At 63.2% G+C, this 23,872-nt stretch carries 19 protein-coding genes; 16 read left to right on the forward strand and 3 right to left on the reverse strand.

Annotation, left to right across the window (positions count from 1 at the left end):
- Positions 1-61: 61 nt before the first annotated feature.
- Both CBW50_RS00825 and ffh read right to left on the reverse strand, forming a co-directional pair.
- Positions 62-457 (reverse strand): SWIB/MDM2 domain-containing protein, encoded by a 396-nt coding sequence (locus CBW50_RS00825; protein ID WP_086143742.1) that lies wholly within the window; start codon positions 455-457, stop codon positions 62-64.
- 431 nt (positions 458-888) lie between these two features.
- Positions 889-2,256, reverse strand: coding sequence for a signal recognition particle protein (gene ffh, locus CBW50_RS00830; RefSeq protein WP_034746567.1), 1,368 nt, complete (start codon positions 2,254-2,256; stop codon positions 889-891).
- Between the two features lie 290 nt (positions 2,257-2,546).
- Here ffh and CBW50_RS00835 point away from each other — a divergent pair, with 290 nt between their 5' ends.
- From CBW50_RS00835 to CBW50_RS00875, 9 genes are all read left to right on the forward strand, one after another.
- The gene (locus CBW50_RS00835; RefSeq protein ID WP_086143743.1) at positions 2,547-3,056 is read left to right on the forward strand and encodes a sigma-70 family RNA polymerase sigma factor; all 510 of its coding nucleotides are present in this window, start codon (positions 2,547-2,549) and stop codon (positions 3,054-3,056) included.
- Between the two features lie 5 nt (positions 3,057-3,061).
- Complete coding sequence (locus tag CBW50_RS00840) at positions 3,062-4,045, forward strand: FecR domain-containing protein (RefSeq protein ID WP_253251888.1); 984 nt, start codon at positions 3,062-3,064, stop codon at positions 4,043-4,045.
- Between the two features lie 110 nt (positions 4,046-4,155).
- On the forward strand, positions 4,156-6,354 hold the full coding sequence (locus CBW50_RS00845) for a TonB-dependent siderophore receptor (RefSeq protein WP_157792363.1): 2,199 nt from the start codon (positions 4,156-4,158) through the stop codon (positions 6,352-6,354).
- Between the two features lie 110 nt (positions 6,355-6,464).
- A complete protein-coding gene (locus CBW50_RS00850) occupies positions 6,465-6,746 on the forward strand; it encodes a hypothetical protein (protein ID WP_083287002.1) in 282 nt (93 codons plus the stop codon).
- Positions 6,743-8,440: a PepSY domain-containing protein gene (locus CBW50_RS00855; protein ID WP_086143745.1), complete on the forward strand. Its 1,698-nt coding sequence runs from the start codon at positions 6,743-6,745 to the stop codon at positions 8,438-8,440. Before CBW50_RS00850 ends, CBW50_RS00855 begins: the two co-directional genes overlap by 4 nt.
- Positions 8,437-8,778 carry a DUF3325 domain-containing protein gene (locus CBW50_RS00860; RefSeq protein WP_086143746.1) on the forward strand — a complete coding sequence of 114 codons (342 nt, stop codon included), beginning with the start codon at positions 8,437-8,439 and terminating at the stop codon, positions 8,776-8,778. The genes CBW50_RS00855 and CBW50_RS00860 overlap by 4 nt, the downstream gene beginning before the upstream one ends.
- A gap of 91 nt (positions 8,779-8,869) precedes the next feature.
- Entirely contained in the window at positions 8,870-10,057 is a 1,188-nt protein-coding gene (locus CBW50_RS00865; protein WP_086143747.1) for an efflux RND transporter periplasmic adaptor subunit, read from the forward strand.
- A 5-nt stretch (positions 10,058-10,062) separates the two neighbouring features.
- A complete protein-coding gene (locus CBW50_RS00870; protein WP_086143979.1) occupies positions 10,063-12,057 on the forward strand; it encodes a MacB family efflux pump subunit in 1,995 nt (664 codons plus the stop codon).
- Between the two features lie 372 nt (positions 12,058-12,429).
- Positions 12,430-13,353, forward strand: coding sequence for an ABC transporter substrate-binding protein (locus CBW50_RS00875; RefSeq protein WP_226935525.1), 924 nt, complete (start codon positions 12,430-12,432; stop codon positions 13,351-13,353).
- A 68-nt stretch (positions 13,354-13,421) separates the two neighbouring features.
- Here the strand turns inward: CBW50_RS00875 and CBW50_RS00880 are convergent, their stop codons facing one another.
- Complete coding sequence (locus CBW50_RS00880) at positions 13,422-13,961, reverse strand: hypothetical protein (protein ID WP_086143749.1); 540 nt, start codon at positions 13,959-13,961, stop codon at positions 13,422-13,424.
- Between the two features lie 327 nt (positions 13,962-14,288).
- On the opposite strand from CBW50_RS00880, the gene CBW50_RS00885 reads away from it, so the two are divergent.
- The 7 genes from CBW50_RS00885 to CBW50_RS00915 all read left to right on the forward strand — a co-directional run bounded on the left by CBW50_RS00885 (position 14,289) and on the right by CBW50_RS00915 (position 23,816).
- Positions 14,289-15,092 (forward strand): inner membrane protein YpjD, encoded by an 804-nt coding sequence (locus CBW50_RS00885; RefSeq protein WP_086143750.1) that lies wholly within the window; start codon positions 14,289-14,291, stop codon positions 15,090-15,092.
- Positions 15,089-15,349, forward strand: coding sequence for a PP0621 family protein (locus tag CBW50_RS00890; RefSeq protein ID WP_086143751.1), 261 nt, complete (start codon positions 15,089-15,091; stop codon positions 15,347-15,349). Before CBW50_RS00885 ends, CBW50_RS00890 begins: the two co-directional genes overlap by 4 nt.
- A gap of 128 nt (positions 15,350-15,477) precedes the next feature.
- Entirely contained in the window at positions 15,478-16,560 is a 1,083-nt protein-coding gene (locus CBW50_RS00895; protein ID WP_086143752.1) for a sigma 54-interacting transcriptional regulator, read from the forward strand.
- Positions 16,538-17,149 (forward strand): 1,6-anhydro-N-acetylmuramyl-L-alanine amidase AmpD, encoded by a 612-nt coding sequence (gene ampD / locus CBW50_RS00900; protein ID WP_086143753.1) that lies wholly within the window; start codon positions 16,538-16,540, stop codon positions 17,147-17,149. Before CBW50_RS00895 ends, ampD begins: the two co-directional genes overlap by 23 nt.
- Positions 17,150-17,530: 381 nt before the next feature.
- A complete protein-coding gene (locus tag CBW50_RS00905; protein ID WP_086143754.1) occupies positions 17,531-20,488 on the forward strand; it encodes a ribonucleoside-diphosphate reductase subunit alpha in 2,958 nt (985 codons plus the stop codon).
- A gap of 117 nt (positions 20,489-20,605) precedes the next feature.
- Positions 20,606-21,757 (forward strand): ribonucleotide-diphosphate reductase subunit beta, encoded by a 1,152-nt coding sequence (locus CBW50_RS00910; protein WP_070218582.1) that lies wholly within the window; start codon positions 20,606-20,608, stop codon positions 21,755-21,757.
- Positions 21,758-22,538: 781 nt separating this feature from the next.
- Entirely contained in the window at positions 22,539-23,816 is a 1,278-nt protein-coding gene (locus CBW50_RS00915) for a transcriptional regulator (protein WP_086143755.1), read from the forward strand.
- The last annotated feature ends 56 nt before the right edge of the window (positions 23,817-23,872 follow it).

Consider the following 23,872-nt stretch of genomic DNA (forward strand, 5'->3'; position numbering starts at 1 on the left):
CCCCGCTCGCAGTGATGCGGCGGGGCACTCGCTCGGCGGTTGAAGCCGGCGCGTATCTGATTTATTTCAAATGATCGGAGATCAGTTTCGTCATTTCAAACATGGAGACTTGGGCTTTGCCGCCGAAAACTGCTTTCAGCTTGTCGTCCGCATTGATCATGCGGCGGTTGGCCGGATCTTGCAGATCGAGTTTTTTGATGTAATCCCATACCTTTTTGGTCACTTCCGTGCGCGGCAGCGGTGCTGCGCCAACGACGGCTGCCAGGGAGGCGGATGGCGTCATCGCTTTCATGAATGCTGCGTTTGGCTTGCGTGGTGTTGCCGGTGCTGCCGCTTTCTTCGCCGCTGCTGGTTTCGCTGCTGCTTTGGCTGCGGGTGCTGCTTTCTTGGCGGCTGCAGGCTTGGCTGCTGCTGCTTTGGCTGGCGCTGCTACTGGGGTTTTTTTGGCTGTTGCCATCTTCGAGCCTCCTTAACAAACACATGGGAAATTGCGCAATTAATCGCACGGCTAATATTGGTGTGGATTTACCTAGTATGCAAGTGTTTTTCACGTTTTCACGAGGAAAAAGCAGGGAAATGGCAATGCTGTCGCCCGGGCGCACCGCTTGGGAGCGCAGAACGGCGTTTTTGCCCGTAAATGGCATGGTTGCTGGCTATGCGGGGAGGGGGACTGCGGAGGGAGGGGAGCGTGATGCCGGACACCTGAAAATGCAATCCGGCATTATTTTATAACGGTGTTTCTGGATTCGAACTACGCCTCACGCGGCGTAAAAAAGGCCTTCAAAATCACAGCGAGCGGGGATGATTTGTGGCCGAGAAGCGCAAGCGCACTCTAGTGCGCTGAGCATCGCCGGCCGCAAGGCGCCCCGCGCAGCGGATTTTGAAGCCTTACCTCATCCCGGGCATCATGCCCTTCATGGAGCGCATCATCTTCATCATGCCGCCGCCCGACAATTTCTTCATCATCGTCTGCATCTGCTCGAATTGCGTCAGCATGCGGTTCACTTCCTGCACCTGCACGCCGGCGCCGGCGGCGATGCGGCGCTTGCGCGTCGCCTTGATCAGTTCAGGCTTGGCGCGTTCCTGCGGCGTCATCGAATCGATGATGCCGCACATGCGGCGCACCTGCTTATCGGCCTGATCCATGTTCTTGCCGCCTGCCGCCTGCTGGAACTGGGCCGGCAGCTTGTCCATCAGGTTGGCCATGCCGCCCATTTTCTTCATTTGCCCCAGCTGCGCCTTGAAGTCGTTCATGTCGAACTTGCCGCCGACCTTGATCTTTTGCGCCAGATCGGCCGCCGCCTTGCTGTCGACGCCCTTGCGCGCCTCTTCGACCAGCGCGAGGATGTCGCCCATGCCCAGGATGCGGTTGGCCATGCGGGTCGGGTCGAACGCTTCCAGGCCGTCGAGTTTTTCCGAGACACCGGCAAACTTGATCGGTTTGCCCGTGATGTGGCGCACCGACAGGGCCGCACCGCCGCGCGCGTCGCCATCGAGCTTGGTCAGCACGATACCGGTCAGCGGCAGCGCATCGTTAAAGGCTTTCGCCGTGTTGATGGCGTCCTGGCCCAGCATGGCGTCGACGACAAACAGGGTTTCGATCGGTTTCACGGCGCCGTGGACGGCGGCGATTTCGCGCATCATCTCTTCGTCGATACCGAGGCGGCCCGCCGTATCGATGATCAGTACGTCGTGGTAGTGCTTTTTCGCCCAGTCCAGCGCGGCCAGCGCGATATCGACCGGCTTGTCCGTGCTGGTGGACGGGAAGAAGTCGGCGCCCACCTGGGCCGTGACCGATTGCAGCTGGGCGATCGCGGCGGGACGGTACACGTCGGCCGAGACGGTCAGCACTTTCTTCTTCTTTTCTTCCTTCAGGTACTTCGCCAGCTTGCCGACGGTGGTGGTTTTACCCACACCCTGCAAACCGGCCATCAGGATGATGGCGGGCGGCTGCTGGGCAAAGCTGATCTGCGACGCTTCCGGTCCCAGGTCGGCGCCCATCAGGGCGGCCAGCTCGCGCTGCACCACGCCCACCAGGGCCTGGCCTGGCGTGAGCGAGGAAATGACATCCTCGCCCATGGCTTTTTCTTTGACTTTGGCGATGAATTCGCGCACGGCGGGCAGGGCGACGTCGGCCTCGAGCAGCGCCAGGCGCACTTCGCGCAGCATGTCGGCGGTGTTCGCTTCGGTCAGGCGCGCCTCGCCGCGCATGGTCTTGACGACTTTGGCAAGCCGTTGGGTGAGATTATCTAGCATGATGAACCTGCAATGAAAAGCTTGGGAGTGGGCGGCGCTAGGAGCTTAGCCCAGCAGGAGATGTATTCATCTACTGGGCGGGAGGCTCTAAACCGGACGATGGGCGTCATTTTACCTTATCGCGGTTGGCTGGCGGTCCCGCGCAGCAGCGCCTGACGGTTGGCCTGCTTTTGAATGAGTTGGTATTTCTGGCAATGCCACGATTGCATGAAAGTCAAAAACACGGTTAAAATGAGAATAATTCTTATTTACATTCGCAGGCGCGCCGCGCTTGACCGGAAAGGGATGCCATGTCGGCCGCCGATTTTGCCCAGCAACAAGACCTGCACGCGCTCTACAGCAGCCATCACGGCTGGCTGCAGGGCTGGCTGCGGCATAAGCTGGGCCATGCGGGCGATGCGGCGGATCTGGCGCAAGACACCTTCATCAGCGTGCTGAGCAACGGTACGGCGCCGCAGATCCGCGAAGCGCGGCCGTTTCTTGCCACTGTCGCGCGCCGCCTGGTGGCGCACCGCTACCGCCGGCAAGTGCTGGAAGACGCCTACCTGCAGGCGCTCGCTTGCCTGCCGCACGAGGTAGCGCCCGCGCCCGAAGCGCGGCTGCTGGCGCTGGAAGCGTTGCAGGAAATCGACCAGGCCCTCGAAGGCTTGCCCGCGCCCGTGCGCACGGCGTTTTTGCTAGCGCAATTGGAGGGCCTCAGCTATGCCGAGATCGCCGCGCGCCTGAAGGTGTCGGCCAGCTCGGTCAAGCAATACCTGACGCGCGCCAACCGCCAGGTGTTTTTCTCGCTGCCGGCATGAGCGCGGTGGCAGAATCCACGGCCCCGGCAGCGATCCACGAGGAAGTGCAGCAGCAGGCGGCCGAATGGCTGACCGTGCTGATGTCGGACGCGGCCAGCGCAGCGGAGCACGCGGCCTGGCAGCGCTGGCGCGCAGCCGACCCGGAACATGAACGGGCCTGGCGGCATATTGAAGCGGTATCGCAGCGCTTCAACGGCTTGCATCGCAGCGCGGCCGCGCAGGCGCTGGCCGGCACGCAGCAGAACGCCGCCAACGGCAAGCGGCGCCAGTTGCTGGCGTGGCTGGGCGTGGCGGCCGGCGGCGGTTTGCTGGCCGCGCAGACGGGCGCCTGGGATGCAGTCCGCACCGTGCGCGCCGACTACCGCACGGCCACGGGCGAGCGGCGCGAGGTGGCGCTGGACGACGGCAGCATGCTCAGCCTGAATACGGGATCGGCCGTGAACGTGCGTTTTGACGCCAGCCGCCGCCTGATCGAGCTGCTGGCTGGTGAAATCCTCGTCGCCAGCGGCCACGGCGCCGGCAGCGCCGCGCCGCTGGAAGTGGTCACGCGCGAAGGCGTGGTGCGCGCGCTGGGCACGCGCTTTGCCGTGCGCCAGCACGATGGCACCAGCACGGTGGACGTGTTTGAAAGCGCCGTTGACATCAGCCCCCGCGACGGCGATGGCGTGCCAATGCGGCTGGCGGCCGGGCGTGGCGTGGCGTTTTCGCGCCACGCGCCCGGCGCGCCGCACGCCATCGATGCGTCTGCCGACGGCTGGTCGCGCGGGCAGCTGATCGTCGACGACGTGACCCTGGGCGATTTCCTGGCCGACCTGGCCCGTTATCGCCCCGGCGTGATTCATTGTGCGCCGGAGGTCGCCCGGTTGCGCCTGTCGGGTGTATTCCCGCTGGACGACACCCAGCGCATCCTGACCATGCTGCCCCATTCCCTGCCGGTGCAGGTGCGCAGCCGCACGCCGTTTTGGGTGACGGTGGAGCCCGCCCCATAGCAGGCCCGTAAAAATATTTACAGTTCGATTGCCCGTTTTTAGTTTTCGCGGCACCTACAGAGTAGGCGCCTATTTCTTACCGTCTCATGACGCCATTTTCAGGATTTTTCATGCCACAAGCTTTGCAAATTGCTATTTCGACATCGCATCTTTCCAGACTGCGCCCGCTGGCGCAGGCGGCTGCGGCCCTGTGCCTGGCCGCGGGCCTGCCGGCGCTGGCCCAGCAGGCGCCAGCCGGCCCTGCGTCCGAGCAGACCATGGCCGGCGTCTCCGTCACCGCGGGGCGCGATGCGACGACAGAAGGCAGCGGCTCCTATACGACGGGCGTGAGCAACACGGCAACCAAGCTGAACCTGTCGCTGCGCGAGACGCCGCAGTCGGTCAGCGTGCTGACGCGCCAGCAGATCGACGACCTGGGCATCACCACGCTGGACGACGCCGTGCAGTCGATCACGGGGTTGGTCATGCAAAAAGGCAACTTTACGGGCGATTCGGGCAGTTTCAGCGCACGGGGCTTTCCAGTCGACAACATCCTGCTCGACGGCTTGCCCACCAGCCTCGGTGCGAACAATACTTTTAATGGCGACAATGACGACCTGGCCATCTACGACCGCATCGAGGTGGTGCGCGGCGCCACGGGCTTGACCACGGGCAGCGGCACGCCCAGCGCGGCCATCAATATGGTGCGCAAGCGCCCGACGGCCACGCCGCAGGCGTCGTTCTCGGCCAGCGTGGGCAGCTGGAGCAACTACCGCCTGGAAGCCGACGCCGCCAACGCGCTCAATGAAGCGAAGACCGTGCGCGGGCGCATGGTCGTCACGCTGCAGGACAAGAAGGATTTTGTCGACGTGCTGCATGGCCGCAATCACCAGCTGTACGGCGTCATCGAGGCCGACCTGCGCCCTGACACCACGTTGACCCTGGGTGCGCATTACCGCAAGACCGATAACGACGGCGTCACGACGGGCGTGGTCACGGCCGCCGACGGCCGCTTCTTGAATTTGCCCCGCTCGACTTACCTGGGCAGCGACTTCGACGGCTGGCGCCAGACCGATAAAACCATCTTCGCCGAACTGGAACACCGCTTCGGCAACGGCTGGAAGGCCAGGCTGGCGGCCACGCGCAAGACGCCGGAGATCGATACCACGTTTTCCGGCATCAACCGTCGTGGCGACACCCTGCGCTTCAATTCGCAAAGCTACCGCGCCGAACTGGCCAACACCAGCTACGACGCGTATGCGAGCGGCAGCTACGGCCTGTTCGGCCGCCAGCACGAGCTGACGGTCGGCGCCAGCCACCGCCGTTCGTCGAAAAACAGCTATGGCGGATGGGCGCCGTACAGCTGGGGCGCGAACGCGCCCGTGCTTGACCCGTACAACTGGGACGCGGGCAGCGTGGCGCGCCCCGTCATCAACTACGCGCAGTGGCGCACGGCCAGCATCACCGAGCAAAGCGGCATATATGCGGGCACGCGCCTGCGCCTGGCCGACCCGCTGTCGCTGGTGCTGGGCGGGCGCGTAAGCTGGTACAAGGACGACGCCGGCTATTCGGTGGCGCGCGAATTCACGCCCTACGCCGGCGTCGTGTATGACCTCGACAAGCAGCATTCCGTGTACGCCAGCTGGACCGAGATCTTTCAGCCGCAGGCGGCCACGGACGTCCATGCGCAGCCCCTGAAGCCGATCAGCGGCACCAACTATGAAGCTGGCGTGAAGGGCGAATATTTCGGCGGCGCTCTCAATGCCAGCGCGGCCGTGTTCCAGATCCGCCAGCAGAACCGCGGCGTGGACGATCTGGCCGGCCCGACTCCCTGCCCCGGCAGCACCTGGGGCTATTGCCAGCGCGCCTCGGGCGAAGTGCGCAGCGAAGGCGTGGAACTGGACGTGGCGGGCGCGCTGACGCCGAACTGGCAGCTGTCGGCCGGTTTTACGTATGTGAAGGCGCAATTTACGCGCGACAGCGATCCGGCCAATATCGGCAAGGATTTTAATAGCCGCTATCCGCGCCAGCAGCTCAAGCTGGCCACCAGCTACCGCCTGTCCGGCGCGGCGCAGGGCTGGCGCGTCGGCGCCTCGGTGTACGGCCAGGGCGCGACCGAGTCGAGCGACGGCACCTACCATCTGCGCCAGGGCCGCTATGCGATCGTGGGCCTGAACGCGGCCTGGCAGATCGACAGCCGCGCCGAGCTGCGCCTGAACGTCAACAATGCGCTCGACAAGCACTATTACCAGAGCATCTATTCCGATGTCTTCGGCAACCTGGCAGGGGCGCCGCGCAACGTGATGCTGACATTGAACTACAAACTGTAAACAATCACTTTTGAATGACCTATCTTGATGAAGGATGCATGGCTTATGGATGTGCAGTTGAATCTGGCCCGCGACGGCGCGGGCCAGCGTATGCCACAGGGAGCGCCGCGATGATGAAATCGGCCAATATGATGTTGTTTTCGCGCGTGCTCGCCGCCGTTTTCGGCGGCTATGCGCTCACGTCCGGCGTGGCCGTGCTGCTGGCGGCCGTGCTGCCGCTGTCGCGCGCCGAAGCCGTGCTGACGGCGACCCTGAGCGCCTTTGTCGTCTACACCTGCGCCGTGATCTGGGTCTTTGCCGTGCAAGACCTGCGCCGCGCCTGGCTCGGCATGCTGCTGCCAGCGATCCTGTGCGGCGGCATCGGCCTGCTGCTGTCGCGGGGGGCCGCATGAACGCCGTCAAGGTAGACAAAGTGGTGAAAACGCCACAGCAGGGCGGCCTGCGCCAGGCCATGGCCTGGCTGCATACGTGGAGCGGCCTGTGGATTTCCTGGCTGCTGTTCGCCATCTTTCTGACCGGCACCCTGGCCGTCTTCGACGACCCGATCGGCCACTGGATGACGCCCGAACACGCGTTGGAAGAGGCGGCGCATGCGAACGATCCGCCGCTGCCGAAGGTCACGGACCGCGCGCACCGCCTGGAGCTGGCGCTCGACTTCATGGCGAAGGAGCACCCGAAGGCGGACATGTGGGAAATCTGGCCCGTGCAGCGTCCCGGCCACGGCCTGTCCGCCTACTGGTTCCAGCCCAGCGGCGGCTATGGCTCGGCGGACCTCGATCCGCTGACGGGCGCCGTCATCGAACATGCGCGCGAAGCAACGGAGCGCGAAACCATCGGCGGTCACCATTTCGTCGATTTCCACTATGAGCTGCACGCGGGCCGCATCGGCGTATGGATCGTCGGCATCACCACCATGATCATGCTGGTGGCGCTGGTGAGCGGCGTCATCACGCACAAGCGCATCTTCAAGGATTTCTTCACCTTCCGCCCGGCAAAAGGGCAGCGCTCTTGGCTCGATGCGCACAACGCGGTGGCTGTGCTGACCTTGCCGTTCCAGTTCATGATCGCCTACACGGGCCTGGCGTTCTACAGCGACGACTATGTGCCGGCGCCCGTGGCGGCGCAGTACGGCATGGACAATCCAAAGAAAGCCTTCCTGGCAGACTGGAACGATGCGGGCAAACCTGTGAAGACGGGCCAGCCGCTGGCCATTCCCGCGCTGGAATCGTTCGCGCTGCGCGCCGAGCAGGCCATCGGCCAGGAAATCCGCGCCGTGGTGCTGGACAATCCGAACGACGCCTCCATGCGCGTCTGCATGTACGGCTGGAATGAAGAAACGGATACGATGGAGCGCATCAGCGCCAACACGGGCAGGGCCTGCTATGCGCTGGCCACGGGCGAGCAGACCGCCTTGCGCCGTCCTGGCGAGTCGGACACGGGCGGCGCAGGCCTGACGCGCTCCGTCATGTCGAACCTGCACATGGTGGGTTTTGGCGGCACGCCCATGCGCTGGCTGTACTTCTTTTGCGGTCTGGCCGGCACGGTCATGATGGGCACGGGCGCCATTTTGTTCATGGTCAAGCGCCGCCAGAAGTCGGGCGGCGAGTTCGGCGCCTATACGCAGCGCGTGTACCGCGTCATCGAATGCCTGAACGTGGCGGCCATCGCCGGCCTGGCCATCGCCTGCGTGGGCTTCCTGTGGGCCAACCGCCTGATCCCCGTCGGCATCGAGCAGCGCGCCGGCTGGGAAGTGCGCGCCTTCTTCGGCGTCTGGTTTTTGATGCTTGTGCACGCCTGCCTGCGCGCGGAAAAGCGCGCGTGGATCGAGCAACTGTGCCTGCTGGCCGCCCTGTGCCTGTTGCTGCCCGTCCTCAATGTGCTGAGCACGGGCGACAACCTGATGGCACAGGTCGCGCGCGGCGACTGGGAAAGCGCCGGCGTGGAACTGGGCAGCATGGCCTTCGGCCTGCTGGCCGTCTGGGGCGCGTGGAAAGTCCACAAGCGCAAGGAAAAACCGGTGAAAAAGGCCGCCGCCAGGGCAACGCCAGTGGCCAGCCTGCAGGTCAATACGGAAGGACAGTCATGATCAACACCATCCTTTGCGCGCTGGGTCTGTCGTATGCGGGCATGGCCAGCCTCTCGCTGGCCATGGACCGTCATCACGGCCAGGTATGGGGGCGCGACGCGGCGCCGAACGTGCGGCGCGCGCTGCAGCTGGCCGGTGCGTTGCTGCTGGCGCTGGCCATCTGGCCCTGCGTGGCCGGCTGGAGCGCCACCGTCGGCGTGGTCGCCTGGCTGGGTTTTATTTCTGCCGGCGCGCTGCTGGTGGCCCTGTTGCTGCCGTATGCGCCCCGCTTGCTGTTTCGTAGTTCCCTGCTGGCAGCCGTCGCCGCGCTGGCAGGTCTTGTGACGTTCCTGCAGTAATGTTGACTGCCATTTTCAAGGATAGACTGATGCACTTTTTACGCCTGGCGACACCGTTTGATGTTTTGAATGTATTGAAAGTGGCTTCCTGATGGCGGCCCGCCTGCCTTCCCGCCGCGCCCGCATCCTGGGCGGCGCGGTCTTGCTGGCGCTGTTTGGCGCCGGCGTTCTATGGGCCACGCGCGGCCCGGCCACCGTGTTCGACACGGCGCCCGTCAAGCGCGGCAATATCGAAGCGAGCGTCACGGCCATCGGCACCCTGCAGCCGCAAACCTATGTCGACGTGGGCGCGCAGGTGTCGGGCCAGATCACGCGTCTGCACGTGCAGCCCGGCAGCGCCGTGGAAAAAGGCCAGCTGCTGGCCGAGATCGACCCCAGCGTGCAGCAAGCCACGGTCGATGCGGGCCGCGCAGCGCTGGCCGGTTTGCGCGCGCAGCTGGCCGACCAGCAGGCGCAGCACCGGCTGGCGGGCCAGCAGCACGTGCGCCAGAAGCAGATGGCGAAATTCGACTCGACGCCTTTGGCCGACCTGGAAACGGCGGAAGCCACCCTGGCCTCGGCGGCCGCCAAGATCGACCACCTGAAGGCGCAGATCGACCAGACCCAGGCCAGCCTGAAGGCCGACGAGGCGCGTCTCGGCTATACGCGCATCTACGCGCCGATGGGCGGCAGCGTCGTGGGCCTGGATGCGAAAGAGGGGCAGACCCTGAACGCGACGTACCAGACGCCGAATATCCTGCGCATTGCCGACTTGTCGGCCATGACGGTGTGGACGGAAGTGTCGGAAGCGGACGTGCGCCGCGTGCGCGCGGACATGCCCGTGTACTTCACCACCCTGGGCGGCGACCAGCGGCGCTGGAGCGGCAAGGTGCGGCAGGTGCTGCCCGCGCCGCCGGTGCCGGGCGGCACCAGCGCCGGCACGGCCCTGGCGCCGTCGACCAGCAAGGTGATCCTGTATACAGTGCTGTTCGATGTCGACAACGCCGATGGCGAGTTGATGCCGCAGATGACGGCGCAGGTGGTATTTGTTACGGCCGCGAAGAAGAATGTGCTGGCCGTGCCCCTGCCGGCCCTGAAACCGTCCACCGAGGACGGCGCGCCGCCTGGCCAGTTCACGGCCCGCGTGATGGATGCCGACGGCAAGGTCGACACGCGCACCGTCACCGTGGGCGTGCGCAACCGCCTCAGCGCGGAAGTGCTGCAAGGCTTGCGCGAAGGCGAATTGCTGGTCACGGGCGAGCAGCCGGCCGGTGGCGGCGCCAGCAGGTTCCAGCTATGAGCGCCATGAGCGAAGTGGCGTCGCTGGGCCCGTCCGGCGACGCGGGTCCGGCGGCGCCGTTGATTGAATTGCAAGGCATCCGCAAGCGCTACGGCGGCCATGACGGCGCGCCGGCCGTGGAAGTGCTGCGCGGCCTGACCTTGGCTATCGGCGCCGGCGAATTCGTCGCCATCGTCGGCGCGTCCGGTTCCGGCAAGTCGACCCTGATGCACTTGCTCGGTTGCCTGGACCGGCCCAGCGACGGCTCCTACCGTTTTGCCGGGCAGGACGTGGCCAGCCTGAATCCCGATGAACTGGCGTGGCTGCGGCGCGAAGCGTTCGGTTTCGTCTTCCAGGGGTATCATCTGATCGCCACCGAATCGGCGCGCGAGAACGTGGAGGTGCCGGCCCTGTACGCGGGCATGCCGGCCGCGGCGCGCCATGCCCGTTCCGAGGCGCTGCTCAAGCGCCTTGGACTCGGTGACCGGCTCGACCACCGGCCGAATCAACTGTCCGGCGGGCAGCAGCAGCGCGTGTCGATCGCCCGCGCCCTGATGAATGGCGGGCGCATCATCCTGGCCGATGAACCGACGGGGGCCCTGGACAGCAGCAGCGGCGCCGAAGTCATGGCCCTGCTGGGGGAACTGGCCGATGCGGGCCACACCATCATCCTCATTACGCATGACCGCAAGGTGGCGGCCCAGGCGCGCAGGGTGATCGAGATCAGCGACGGCGAAATCATCGCGGACACGGGCGCCATCGCCATTCCCGCCACGTCGACGGCCCTGCCGCCGCTGGACATGTCGCGCGCCGCTCATGATACCGGCGCGTCGCTGGGCACGGAATTGCTCGACGCGGCGCGCGCCGCCTGGCGCGTGCTGTGGATCAACCGCTTCCGCACGGGTCTGACCCTGCTCGGCATCATCATTGGCGTCGCTTCCGTGATCGTCATGCTGGCCATCGGCCTGGGCACGCGCCAGCAGGTGATGGCGCAGCTGGGCGCTTTCGGCTCGAACCTCTTATATATGTCGTCGATCGGCGAAAGCTCGCGCATCCCCGGGCGCAGCATCACCCTGGCCGACCTCGAGGCGCTTGAGGGCGTGCCCGGCATTTCCCACGTGTTGCCTAACGTTACCGGCAACAAGGTAATCCGCCATGGCAACCTCGACGTGCAAACCTATGTACGGGGCACGGGCGCGGCGCTGCCGCAGATCCAGACCTGGCCGCTGGCGCATGGCGGCTTCTTCACGCAGCAGGACGAGCGCGAGATGGCCACCGTTGCCGTACTGGGCTGGCGCCTGGCGCACAAGCTGATGCCTGACATTGCCAACCCGGTGGGACAGAATATTCTGATCGGCAACGTGCCGTTCCAGGTGATCGGCGTAATGAGCGAGAAGGGCGCGCTGACTGGCGACAAGGATGAGGATGACGTGCTGCTGCTGCCGTTTTCCACGGCAGGTATCCGCGTCTTCGGCCAGCGCGAGCCCACGTATATCGTGCTGGCGGCCGACGACGTGAAGCGCATCGCCGAAACCGAGAAGGCGGTCGACGCCGTCATGTTCGAGCGCCACCGCATCCGCGACTACGGCATCAGCAACGCGGCCGCTTCTATTGCGGCCGAAGCGCGCACGCAGGACAATATGACCATGATGCTCAGCCTGATCGCGGCCGTTTCGCTCGTGGTGGGCGGCATCGGCGTCATGAACGTGATGCTGATGACGGTGCGCGAGCGCACGCGTGAAATCGGCATCCGCATGGCGACGGGCGCGCGCCGGCGCGACATCCTGCGCCAGTTCCTCACGGAAGCGGTGCTGGTGTCGGTGGTGGGCGGCGTGGCCGGCATCGTGGCCGGCGTGGCGTTTGCCGCTGCGCTGCTTGTGTGGGAAGTGCCCGTGATCTTTTCGCTCAGCGCCATCGGCGGCGCGTTTGCCTGCGCCGTGGTGACGGGACTGGTGTTTGGCTTCATGCCGGCGCGCAAGGCGTCGGGACTCGATCCGGTGGTGGCGCTGGCGGGACAGTAATAACAGGGAGTAGCAACAACGCCGGCAGCGTGGCTGCCGGCAAAAAAATGTTGCCCTGGCTTTAAGTAACCCCCAATAAATTATTGTGATTTCTGACTTCCATAACCGGCGCTGTGCGGTGTTGCCCGCAGCTAGCAGTGCTCGCACTGCGTCGCAGCGGGCGCCTTGCACAGCATCCGGTTCTGTTCGTCATAAATTCACAATAATTTCCCGAGGGTTACTTAACACGCGGTACTATCTCCCCATAACAAAAAGCAGTGTTTCGTGTTTTATGCCCTTGCGGGCATATACCCACCACCACAGGAGAACCCGATGCAGAAAAAATCAACCTTGAAGACCGGAATCGCCGCCGCCCTCGTGCTGGCGTTCGGCATGGGCGCCGTCCAGGCCCAGGAAGTAGTGCGCCTGGGCAACCTGAAATTTGCCCATTACGGCGCCGTGTCATATATCAAGGAAATCGCCCCCAAGTGCGGCATCAAGGTGGAAGAGCATATCTTTGCCAAGGGTCTCGACGTGATGCAGGCGATTATCGCGGGCGAGCTGGACGTGGGGGCGACGGCCTCGGAGGCGGCCATTTCCGGCCGCGCCGGCGGCGCGCCTATCTACGTGGTGGCCGGCTTTGCCAAGGGCGGCGCGCGCCTGGTGGCGGGGGCGGGGCAAAAGATCGCCAGCGTCAAGGAACTCAAGGGCAAGCGCGTGGGCGTGACGCGCGGCGGCATCCAGGAAGTGCTGCTGCTGGCCGAGCTGGCGCAGGCGGGCCTGACGTATTCCGAAACCAAGGGCAAGGACGTGCAGCTCGTATTTCTGGCCTACGCCGACTTGAACCAGGCGCTGATGGGCAAGAATATCGACGCCATGATGCAGTCGGAGCCGCAATCGTCGCAGGCGATCAACAAGGGTTTCGGCGTGGAAATATTAAAGCCGTACGACACGCCCATCGGCGAGCCCGTGCGCACCATGGTGATGACGGAGAAGTTCTACAAGGAACGCCGTCCCGTGGCGGAAAAATTCATGCGCTGCTTCGTCGAAGCGACGAAAACCTTTATCGACAGCAAGGCGACGGCGGAAAAATACGTGCGCGAAGTCGTGTTCCGCGGCCAGATCACGAAGGACGACTTCGACGATGCGATCAGCAATTCGCCGTATTCATATGACATCTCGCCCGAGCATATCCAGGTGACCACCGATGTGATGGTGAAAACGGGCGTGGGACGCATGACGAAACCGCCCGTGGCCAAGGACTGGGTCAAGACGGACTTGCTGGAGCAGGCGAAAAAGAGCCTGAATGTGAAGTAAATCAAGCAACCATTAAAAAAACCTCCGCGCCAGCAATGGTGCGGAGGTTTTTTGATGGGGAGACGGCCTTAGCGGGCGTTAAAACCCATCCAGCCCTTCTCCGTCTGCCGGAAGCTCAGGGTATAGATGCGCGTCAGCTCATCGCCCTTCTTCAACTGGCGGTTGATGATGGCGCCGTAGTTGTCTTGCACGAGCTGGTCCGACCATTGCAGCAGGTTCTCGAAACGCTCGGCCGTCATCGCCGCCTGGCGCGCCAGCAGCGGCGCGGGAATCGCTTTCTTTTCCTGCTGCTGCGCCCAGAATTCGCGGAAAACCTTGTTTTCGCCGCCCATGCCGCGCGCCATCAAGCCCAGGCCCATGCTCATGCCGACGGTGCTGTCCGTCCTGGCCTGCGCCTCGAGCTTGTCGGCCACGTCGGCCAGCAATTCCAGGTAGCCCACCTTGGCGCGCAGCACGGCCGAGCCCTTGATTTCGTACTGCTCATTCTCTTTCCAGCCGTTCAGCTTTTCCAGCTTCGCGATGTCGAAGTAATCCTTGTACAAGTCATAGCCCTGGATCGAGGTACGGAAATACTCCTCGTACGTGGACTGGGAAGGCGCGTCTTTCATGCAACCGCTTAATACAGTGCAGGCGACCAGCAGGATACAGGTCCAGGAGAGTTTTCGAAAAGACATGGCGAGATCGGCGGTGAAGTAAGGGTGGACAAATATTGCTTTGCGGACACGATTATAGGACTGGCTAGTCAGGATGGCAACGTGTCCGCTGCCAGCGACAGGGAGTGCAAGGAAAGATTGCGGAAATCTTGAGGGTGCGCCACCCCGTTGCGCCTCAGGCGCGATATCATGGCAGGCTTGCAGCATTGGCTGGCGGCGGAATGCCTGTCACCCGGGCTGTCGCTTGAATCGCGCTTGCCGGCTATGGTGTAAACTTAACATATGCAGACCTATTTCTTTCTTCTTGCCGCCCTCCTGTATGCAGCGTGTGCCGTGCTTCCCTCGTCCCGCGCCAGGCTCATCGCCGGCCTGACGGGCGTCGCGTGGCTGGCGCACGCCGTCACCCTGTGGTTCGACCTGATGGCGCCGGGCACCTTGCGTTTCGGCTTTTCCGCCATGCTCTCGGCCGCGCTGTGGGTGTCGGTCGGTGCTTACTGGATAGAGAACCGCAATTTCAGTCTCGATGGACTGCGCCGCATGGTCATGCCCAGCGCCGTCATCGCCATCGGCCTGGCGTGGGCCTTTCCCGGCAGCCAGGTCAGCATGGAAGGCAAGTCGGCCGTCTTCGGCTGGCACATTGCGGTGGCCGTGCTCGCTTACAGCACCTTGACGATCGCCGCTTTCCACGCCGTGCTGATGGCGCTGCAGGAATCGCGTTTGCACACGCGCAGCGAAAGCCGCGGTTTCATCGGCAGCGCGCTCGATCAGCTGCCCGCGCTGCTGACGATGGAAAAGTTGCTGTTCCGCATGATCGGCCTGGGCTTCATCTTGCTCAGCCTGACCGTGCTGTCGGGTATCGTGTTTTCCGAACAACTGTTTGGCAAGGCCCTGAACTGGGATCACAAATCGGTGTTTACCATGCTGTCGTGGCTATTGTTTGCCGCCTTGCTGGCAGGACGCCGTTTCCGCGGCTGGCGCGGCAAGACGGCCCTGAGCTTTACCCTGGCCGGTTTCGCCACCTTGCTGCTGGCGTATGTCGGCAGCCGTTTTGTACTGGAAGTGGTTTTACACCGAGGATTCGCATGACACGTGTTTTGTTCTGGCTGGCGCTGGTGTTTCTGGTGCTGTTTGCTATCCGCAGCAAGATCCGGGGCATGCAGCAGCGCGCCCGCGCACAGCGGCAACCGCCGTCTCAGCCGTTTACGCCGCCAGGCCGGGCGCGGGAATTGCCCGATGCCGAGCTGATGCTGTGCTGCGCCCACTGCGGCGTGTATTACCCGGCCTCCGAAAACGTGCAGGCCAAGGGCCACGATTACTGCAGCCACGCGCACGCCACGCTGTAGCGCGGGCGGCGCGCCGGCCTCGCCGCCGCGTCTGCATTGCTCATCCGTATCGTAACGCCCCCCGCCGCCCGCCAGGCGTACCATCTGCATGCAGCGATCCGATATCGCCATCGCAGGGAGCCGGGAATATGTCCAATTCGCATACTGTGTCGGCCGCCCGCACGCAGGCGGCCAGGGGCTTGCCGCCTGCGCCGCAGCTGATTGGCGACTCGGCCGCCATGCAGGCCTTGCGCGCGCAGATCGGCCGCATCGCCCGCTGCGGCGCGCCGGTGGCTATCCGCGGCGAATCGGGCAGCGGCAAGGAACTGGCGGCGCGCGCCATCCATGCGCAAGGGGAGCGCGCCCGCTTCCCGTTCATTGCCGTCAATTGCGCGGCCATCCCCGAGGCGCTGATGGAGGCGGAGTTCTTCGGCTGCCGCCAGGGAGCGTATACGGGCGCGCTGCATGAGCGGGAAGGGCTGTTCCAGGCGGCCAACGGCGGCAGCCTGCTGCTTGACGAGGTCGACGACCTCCCGCTGGCCATGCAGGTGAAGCTGCTGCGCGCGCTGCAGGAGCAGCGCGTGCGCAAGCTCGGCGGCAGCGCCGATGAGGCCGTTGATGTGCGCATCCTGTGCGCCAGCCAGCATGGTCTGGCGCGTGGCATGGCGGCGCGTACCTTTCGCCAGGACCTGTATTACCGGCTCAATGTGATTGAACTGGTCCTGCCGCCGCTGCGTGAACGGCTCGGCGATCTGCCTGTATTATGTGAGGCAATTCTGGCGCGCCTGGCGCCACGGCAAAGCGTGCGCCTGGCGCCGCCGGTGCTGGACGCCTTGCGCCACTACGCGTTCCCGGGCAATGTGCGCGAACTGGAAAACCTGCTGGAACGGGCACTGGCCTTTGCCGACGATGGCGTGATCGCACTCGATGGTCTGGGCTTGCCGAGCACGGCGACGGCCTCGGTCACGCCCTTGAAGACGGTCCTGCCGGGCGTCGAGCGGCAACTGTCCCTGCCGGGTATGGCGACGCGCGACGCGGCGCCGCTTCTGCCGCTGGCCTTGTATTTGCGCCAGGCCGAGCGTGAAATGATCACGCTGGCGCTGGTACGCGAGCGCTACCACCGCGCACGGGCGGCGCGGCAACTGGGGCTCAGTGCGCGCCAGTTGCGTTACCGGATGCAAAAGTTGATGATACAGGAGTCCTGGCTTGATGATGGCATGGAAGATAGATGAAGACGGCTGGTGCGACGGCGCCGTGCGCTACGACTCGCCGTATTGTGATGCGCGTCCGGAAGGCGCGCAAATCGACTTGCTGGTGATTCACAACATCAGCTTGCCCGGGGGACATTTTGGCGGGCCGCATGTGTCGGACTTGTTTACGGGCCGGGTAGATTATAATGCCGATCCTTCCTTCGCCGACCTGCGTGGCTTGCAGGTGTCGGCGCACTTTTTTGTGCGGCGCGATGGCGCGTTGTTGCAATATGTTTCGGCTGACCAGCGCGCCTGGCATGCCGGCACGTCCACGTTCGAGGGACGCCCGCAGTGCAATGAATATTCCATCGGTATCGAAATGGAAGGCTCGGATATTACTCCCTTCCAGCCGCGGCAATATCATGTTCTGGCGGCATTGACGGCCGCGCTGGCGGCGCGCTACGGGCTGGCCCATGTGCGCGGACATGAACATATCGCGCCTGGCAGGAAGACGGATCCGGGGCCATATTTTGACTGGAATTGCTACCAGGAATGTTGGTTGGGAGCGCTGCGCGAACGGCCGGCGTTAGCGCTTACTTCGCGGGTATTGGGCTTCCCGTCGGCGCGCTGAAAAGTCAACCGAAATCGTAGAAGAAAGAACAAAAAATTACCAGGGGCGATGCCTGAAAACTATTGCATCGCCTTTCGATGGGTACTACAATTAGTGCGGAATTTGGATTCAACGACTATATGTAGTGCCATCACAGACGTTTTCATAATTATTGTCAAAGCTACCCGGATTGCTGATAAAGCACTGGAACTGGCGGTTTATCACCCTTGATCGTGTTTCACGCCAGCCGGGCAGTGCGGGTTGGCTGTATGAATTCTGACTGTGAATTATTTACTATTTAGCAATAAATACCTGAAGAAACCCTGACCATCGGGCGTTCTATTCAACAACATACGCGGCAGCAAAACTGCAGGCTGACTTTAGCTGACAACGGGAGCTTCAATGCAATCACCTCAAGATATTTCCATCCATCCAACGCCAGCATCGCCAGCGCCCAGCGCGGCCAATAGCGTGGCGAGCACGGGCGCGGCCTTGGGCGACTATCGCATCATCCGCCGCAACGGTGCGGTGGTGGCATTTGAGCCTTCGAAGATCGCCATCGCCATGACCAAGGCGTTTTTGGCCGTTAACGGCGGCCAGGGCGCTGCCTCTGCCCGTATCCGCGAACTGGTGGAACAGCTGACCGCTGGCGTCGTCGCGGCGCTGGTGCGCCGCCAGCCGGGCGGCGGCACCTTCCACATCGAAGACGTGCAGGACCAGGTGGAGCTGTCGCTGATGCGTTCGGGTGAGCACGACGTGGCGCGTGCCTACGTGCTGTACCGCGCCAAGCACATGGAAGAGCGCCGTCTGCAGAAGGAAGCGCAGGGCGCTGCCGCGCAAGTTTCCGCACCGCAATTGAATGTCACCGACAACGGCGTGCGCCGCCTGCTGGACATGCAGGAAGTGCGCGACCTGATCAACGCCGCCTGCGCCGGCCTGGAAAAGCACGTCGATGCCGACGCCATCCTCGCTGAAACCGTGAAAAACCTGTACGACGGCGTGCCCGTCGAAGAACTGCACAAGTCGGCCATCCTGGCGGCGCGCGCGCTGATGGAAAAAGACCCGGCCTACAGCCAGGTCACGGCCCGCATCCTGCTGCACACGGTGCGCAAGGAAGTGTTCGGCAAGGAAGTGCCGCAAGCGGCCGCTGCCGCCGAATACCTGACGTATTTCCCGGCCTATATCGCCAAGGGCATCGCCGCCGAGCTGCTGAACCCGGTACTCGCCAGTTTCGACCTCGAGCGCCTGGCGAAAGCCATCGTTGCCGACCGCGACTTGCAGTTCGGCTACATTGGCCTGCAAACCCTGTACGACCGCTACTTCCTGCACATCCAGGACGTGCGCATCGAAATGCCGCAAGCGTTCTACATGCGCGTGGCCATGGGCCTGGCGCTGAACGAGGCGGACCGCGAAGCGCGCGCCATCGAGTTCTACAGCCTGCTGTCCTCGTTCGACTTCATGAGCTCGACCCCGACCCTGTTCAATTCGGGCACCCTGCGCTCGCAGCTGTCGTCGTGCTACCTGAGCACCGTCTCCGATGACCTGGAAGGCATCTACGACGCCATCAAGGACAACGCGCTGCTGGCCAAGTTCGCCGGCGGCCTGGGTAACGACTGGACGCCGGTGCGCGCCCTGGGCGCCCACATCAAGGGCACCAACGGCAAGTCGCAAGGCGTGGTGCCGTTCCTGAAAGTGGTCAACGACACGGCCGTGGCAGTCAACCAGGGCGGCAAGCGCAAGGGCGCCGTCTGCGCCTACCTGGAAACCTGGCACATGGACATCGAGGAATTCCTCGACCTGCGCAAGAACACGGGCGACGACCGCCGCCGCACGCACGACATGAACACGGCGAACTGGATTCCCGACATGTTCATGAAGCGCGTCATGGAAAAAGGCGAATGGACGCTGTTCTCGCCGTCGGACACACCGGATCTGCATGACAAGGTCGGCAAGGCCTTTGAACAGGCTTACCTGGGCTACGAAGCCAAGGCCGCCGCCGGCGAAATCCGCGTCTTCAAGAAGATCGCGGCGCTGGACCTGTGGCGCAAGATGCTGTCGATGCTGTTTGAAACGGGCCACCCATGGATCACGTTCAAGGATCCGTGCAACATCCGCAGCCCGCAGTCGCACGTCGGCGTCGTCCACAGCTCGAACCTGTGCACGGAAATCACGCTGAACACGGGCCCTGACGAAATCGCCGTCTGCAACCTCGGTTCCGTCAACATGCCGGCGCACATGAAGGAAGGCAAGCTCGATCACGTCAAGCTGGCCAAGACCATCCGCACCGCCATGCGCATGCTAGACAACGTCATCGACATCAATTACTACGCCGTCGACAAGGCGCGCAATTCGAACATGCGCCACCGTCCGGTCGGCATGGGCATCATGGGCTTCCAGGACTGCCTGCACATGATGCGCGTGCCGTTCGCCTCGGACGCCGCCGTGTCGTTTGCCGACACCTCGATGGAAGCCGTCTGCTACTACGCCTACCTGGCGTCGACGGAACTGGCCGAAGAGCGCGGCCGCTATGAGTCGTACGCCGGTTCGCTGTGGGACCGCGGCATCCTGCCGCAGGACTCGGTCAAATTGCTGCTTGAGGAGCGCGGCGGCTACCTGGAAGTCGATTCCTCGTCGGCCATGGACTGGACCCCGGTGCGCGAACGCATCGCCAAGTTCGGCATGCGCAACTCGAACTGCGTGGCCATCGCCCCGACGGCGACGATTTCGAACATCATCGGCGTTTCGGCCTGTATCGAGCCGACGTTCCAGAACCTGTACGTGAAATCGAACCTGTCGGGCGAATTTACCGAGATCAACGGCTACCTGGTGCGCGACCTGAAGGCGCGCGATCTGTGGGATGAAGTCATGATCTCCGACCTGAAGTACTTCGACGGCTCGCTGGTGAAGATCGACCGCATCCCGCAAGACCTGCGCGATATCTACGCCACGGCCTTTGAAGTGTCGCCAAGCTGGCTGGTGGAAGCGGCTTCGCGTCGCCAGAAGTGGATCGACCAGGCACAGTCGCTGAACATCTACATGGCTGGCGCATCGGGCAAGAAGCTCGACGAGACCTACAAGCTGGCATGGCTGCGCGGCCTGAAAACCACCTACTACCTGCGCACCATCGCCGCTACCCACATGGAGAAATCGACCTCCAAGACGGGTGCCCTGAACGCCGTGGCAGTCGACGGCGGCATGTCGGCCAGCGCGCAGAGCGCCCAGGCAGCGGTCGTGGCGGCAGCCGCTGCCGCCGTGGCGCCGGCGGCAGCGGTGGCCGCTGCAGCGGACGACGCCGATGGTGAAGCCTGCTACCTGCGTCCCGGTGATGACGGCTTTGAAGAATGCGAAGCCTGCCAGTAAGATTTTAGTTGTCAGCCCGGCACGGCCGGGTTGATTCAATGTTGTTAATGTCTGTATTGTCCGATTCAACGGGCCTGTTGCAGACGCCGGTGAGCCGGCATGGAAAGGAAGAAGAATATGTCGTTGTCTTGGGATGATGAAACCACGTCGGCAGCTGTGCCGCGTCCGGCGCAGCAAGCGCCACTGGGAAATACCGATTTGAACCTGCCGGCCGGCGCCGAGCCGTCCGAAGCGAACGCCGAGCAAGTGGCGCGCCGCGTGAATGCCGATGACAAGCGCATCATCAACGGCAAGACGGACGTCAACCAGCTGGTGCCGTTCAAGTACAAGTGGGCGTGGGACAAATACCTGGCCGGCTGCGCCAACCACTGGATGCCGCAGGAAGTGAACATGCAGCGCGATATCGAGCTGTGGAAGAACCCGAACGGCCTGACGGACGACGAGCGCCGCCTGGTCAAGCGCAACCTGGGCTTCTTCGTGACGGCCGACTCGCTGGCCGCCAACAACATCGTGCTGGGCACCTACCGCCATATCACGGCGCCCGAGTGCCGCCAGTACCTGCTGCGCCAGGCGTTCGAGGAAGCGATCCATACGCACGCCTACCAGTACATCGTCGAATCGCTGGGCCTGGACGAAGGCGAGATCTTCAACGCCTACAACGAAGTCAAGTCGATCCGCGACAAGGATGAATTCCTGATCCCGTTCATCAACACCCTGACCGACCCGGCGTTCGTCACGGGCACGGTGGAAAACGACCAGAAGCTGCTGAAATCCCTGATCGTGTTTGCCTGCCTGATGGAAGGCCTGTTCTTCTACGTGGGCTTCACGCAGATCCTGGCGCTGGGCCGCCAGAACAAGATGATGGGCGCGGCTGAGCAGTACCAGTACATCCTGCGCGACGAATCGATGCACTGCAACTTCGGCATCGACTTGATCAACACGATCAAGATGGAAAACCCGCAGCTGTGGACGGCCGCCTTCCGCGAAGAGATCAAGGACCTGTTCATGAAGGCCGTGGAACTGGAATACGCGTACGCGGAAGACACCATGCCGCGCGGCGTGCTGGGTCTGAACGCGCCGATGTTCAAGGGCTATTTGCGCTTCATCGCCAACCGCCGCGCGCAGCAGATCGGCATCGAGCCGCTGTTCGCCCAGGAAGAAAACCCGTTCCCGTGGATGAGCGAAATGATCGACATGAAGAAAGAGCGCAACTTCTTCGAGACGCGCGTGACCGAGTACCAAACGGGTGGTGCGCTGAACTGGGAATAAGCCTTCGCTTTCAAAAGCCAAAAGCGCCGTCACTGTGACGGCGCTTTTTTTTGTGCCTGGCCGAGAAAAATGCCGCCGCCGGTGGGCGCCGAAAAGCATCAGCGGCACGGCCGGAAAAGCGCCTGCGGCCGCGCCGATATGAGGAGGCCCGCGCCAGCTTTTTCAGTGCTCACGCGCGGCCGCATCGGAGGCGGAAAATAGCGTTTCCGGACACGCTGGCGGCGGCATTTGGCGCGCGATTGTGCGATAGCGCGCGTATCGTGCAAAAAAGCCCGTGAAAACGTGTCGTGCCGGTTGCGCATTGACAAGGTTTTCGTGTACTTTATGAGATTGCAAATGCGAGCGTTAGAATGCGGGGTTTTTTGACCAGCGCGGTAACGAAAAAACCTCGCAAAACAGGGATACAGATTTACACGGATATGCACAAAACCACACCGTTTTCGTCTGCCGCCGTGCCCGAATTTTTTCAGGCATGGCGGTTTTTTATTTGACGCATGGGTGTTGTGGCGAGCGCGATGCGAGGAGCGAAAAAACGCACGGCATCGAAAACGAATGACCGAATTCAGACTTTGCCACCAGCTGCGAGATAAAGCAGGGTGGCACCGACGATGGCTGAAGTGCTGCAAACGTGAGGAGTTGCAGCAGTTCAGCTGGTGCCGAATTCATTAGCGCAAACGACCGTTTGTGCCGATGAATAATTCGCCTGGCCTATCCCTGTGGTGGGTCGGACGGGTTTAAATCTTGTAGCTTAAATTTCTCATCTCAGATGAAGGAGAGACAAATGGCAACAGCCGCTAAGAAATCAGAAGTAAAGAAACCAGCCGCCAAGGCTGCTCCTGCCGCGAAGAAGCCGGCAGCCGCAGCCAAGACGGTTGCCGCTAAACCAGCTGCGAAAGCCGCAGCCAAACCAGTCGCCAAGGCCGCAGCGAAACCTGCAGCCAAAGTGGTTGCCAAGCCAGCAGCAAAAGTGGCAGCCAAGCCAGTAGCGAAAGCCGCAGCGAAATCTGCCGCCAAGGCCAGCGCAAAACCGGCAGCCAAGCCGGCAGCGAAAGTTGCAGCGAAACCTGTCGCCAAGGCAGCAGCCAAGCCAGCAGTGAAAAAAGCTGCAGCCAAACCGGCAGCCAAACCGGCCGCCAAGCCAGCAGCAAAAGTCGCGGCAAAACCTGCCGCCAAGGCAGCAGCCAAGCCGGCAGTGAAAAAAGCGGCAGCGAAACCTGCCGCCAAGGCAGCAGCCAAGCCAGCAGCGAAAAAAGTCGTCGCCAAGGCAGCAGCGAAGCCGGCCGTCAAGGCAGCAGCGAAGCCAGCAGCAAAAGCGGCCGCCAAGCCAGCAGCCAAAGCGGCAGCCAAGCCAGCAGTGAAAAAAGCCGCAGCGAAACCTGCCGCCAAAGCTGCAGCGAAACCGGCTGCCAAAGCGGCAGCCAAGCCAGCAGCGAAAAAAGTCGTCGCCAAAGCAGCAGCCAAGCCAGCAGCAAAAGCTGCAGCGAAGCCTGCGGCCAAGGTAGCAGCGAAGCCGGCAGCGAAAGCAGCAGCCAAGCCAGCGGCCAAGGTAGCAGCGAAGCCAGCGGCGAAAGCAGCAGCCAAGCCAGCGGCCAAGGCAGCAGCGAAGCCGGCAGCCAAAGCGGCAGCCAAGCCAGCAGCGAAAGTCGCGGCCAAGCCGGCAGCCAAAGCGGCAGCGAAACCCGCCGCCAAGGTTGTAGCGAAGCCGGCAGCGAAACCTGCAGCCAAGCCAGCGGCCAAGGTAGCAGCGAAGCCAGCAGCGAAACCTGCAGCCAAGCCAGCCGCCAAGCCGGCAGCGAAAGCCGCAGCGAAACCTGCCGCCAAGCCAGCTGCAGCACCAGCAGTGGTGGCGCCAGCTCCGGTAGCCGCGGCCCCGGCAGCAGCGCCGGCGGCGCCAGCCGCCGTTGCCGCCAAGCCAGCCGCCAAGAAGGCTGCGCCTAAAAAGGCCGCACCGAAGAAGGCTGCTGTCGCCAAACCATCGGCACCTATCGCACCTGTAGCAAAAACCGTGTTGGCACCGGCTGCAGCCTGGCCATTCCCAACCAGCACCCGCCCATCGTAATCCCAACGAGACGGATGCCTGGATGAGGCAACACGCCGCTGTGTGACTCAATCACA

Source organism: Janthinobacterium sp. GW458P (genome assembly GCF_002127585.1).
Classification (GTDB): Bacteria; Pseudomonadota; Gammaproteobacteria; order Burkholderiales; family Burkholderiaceae_D; genus Janthinobacterium.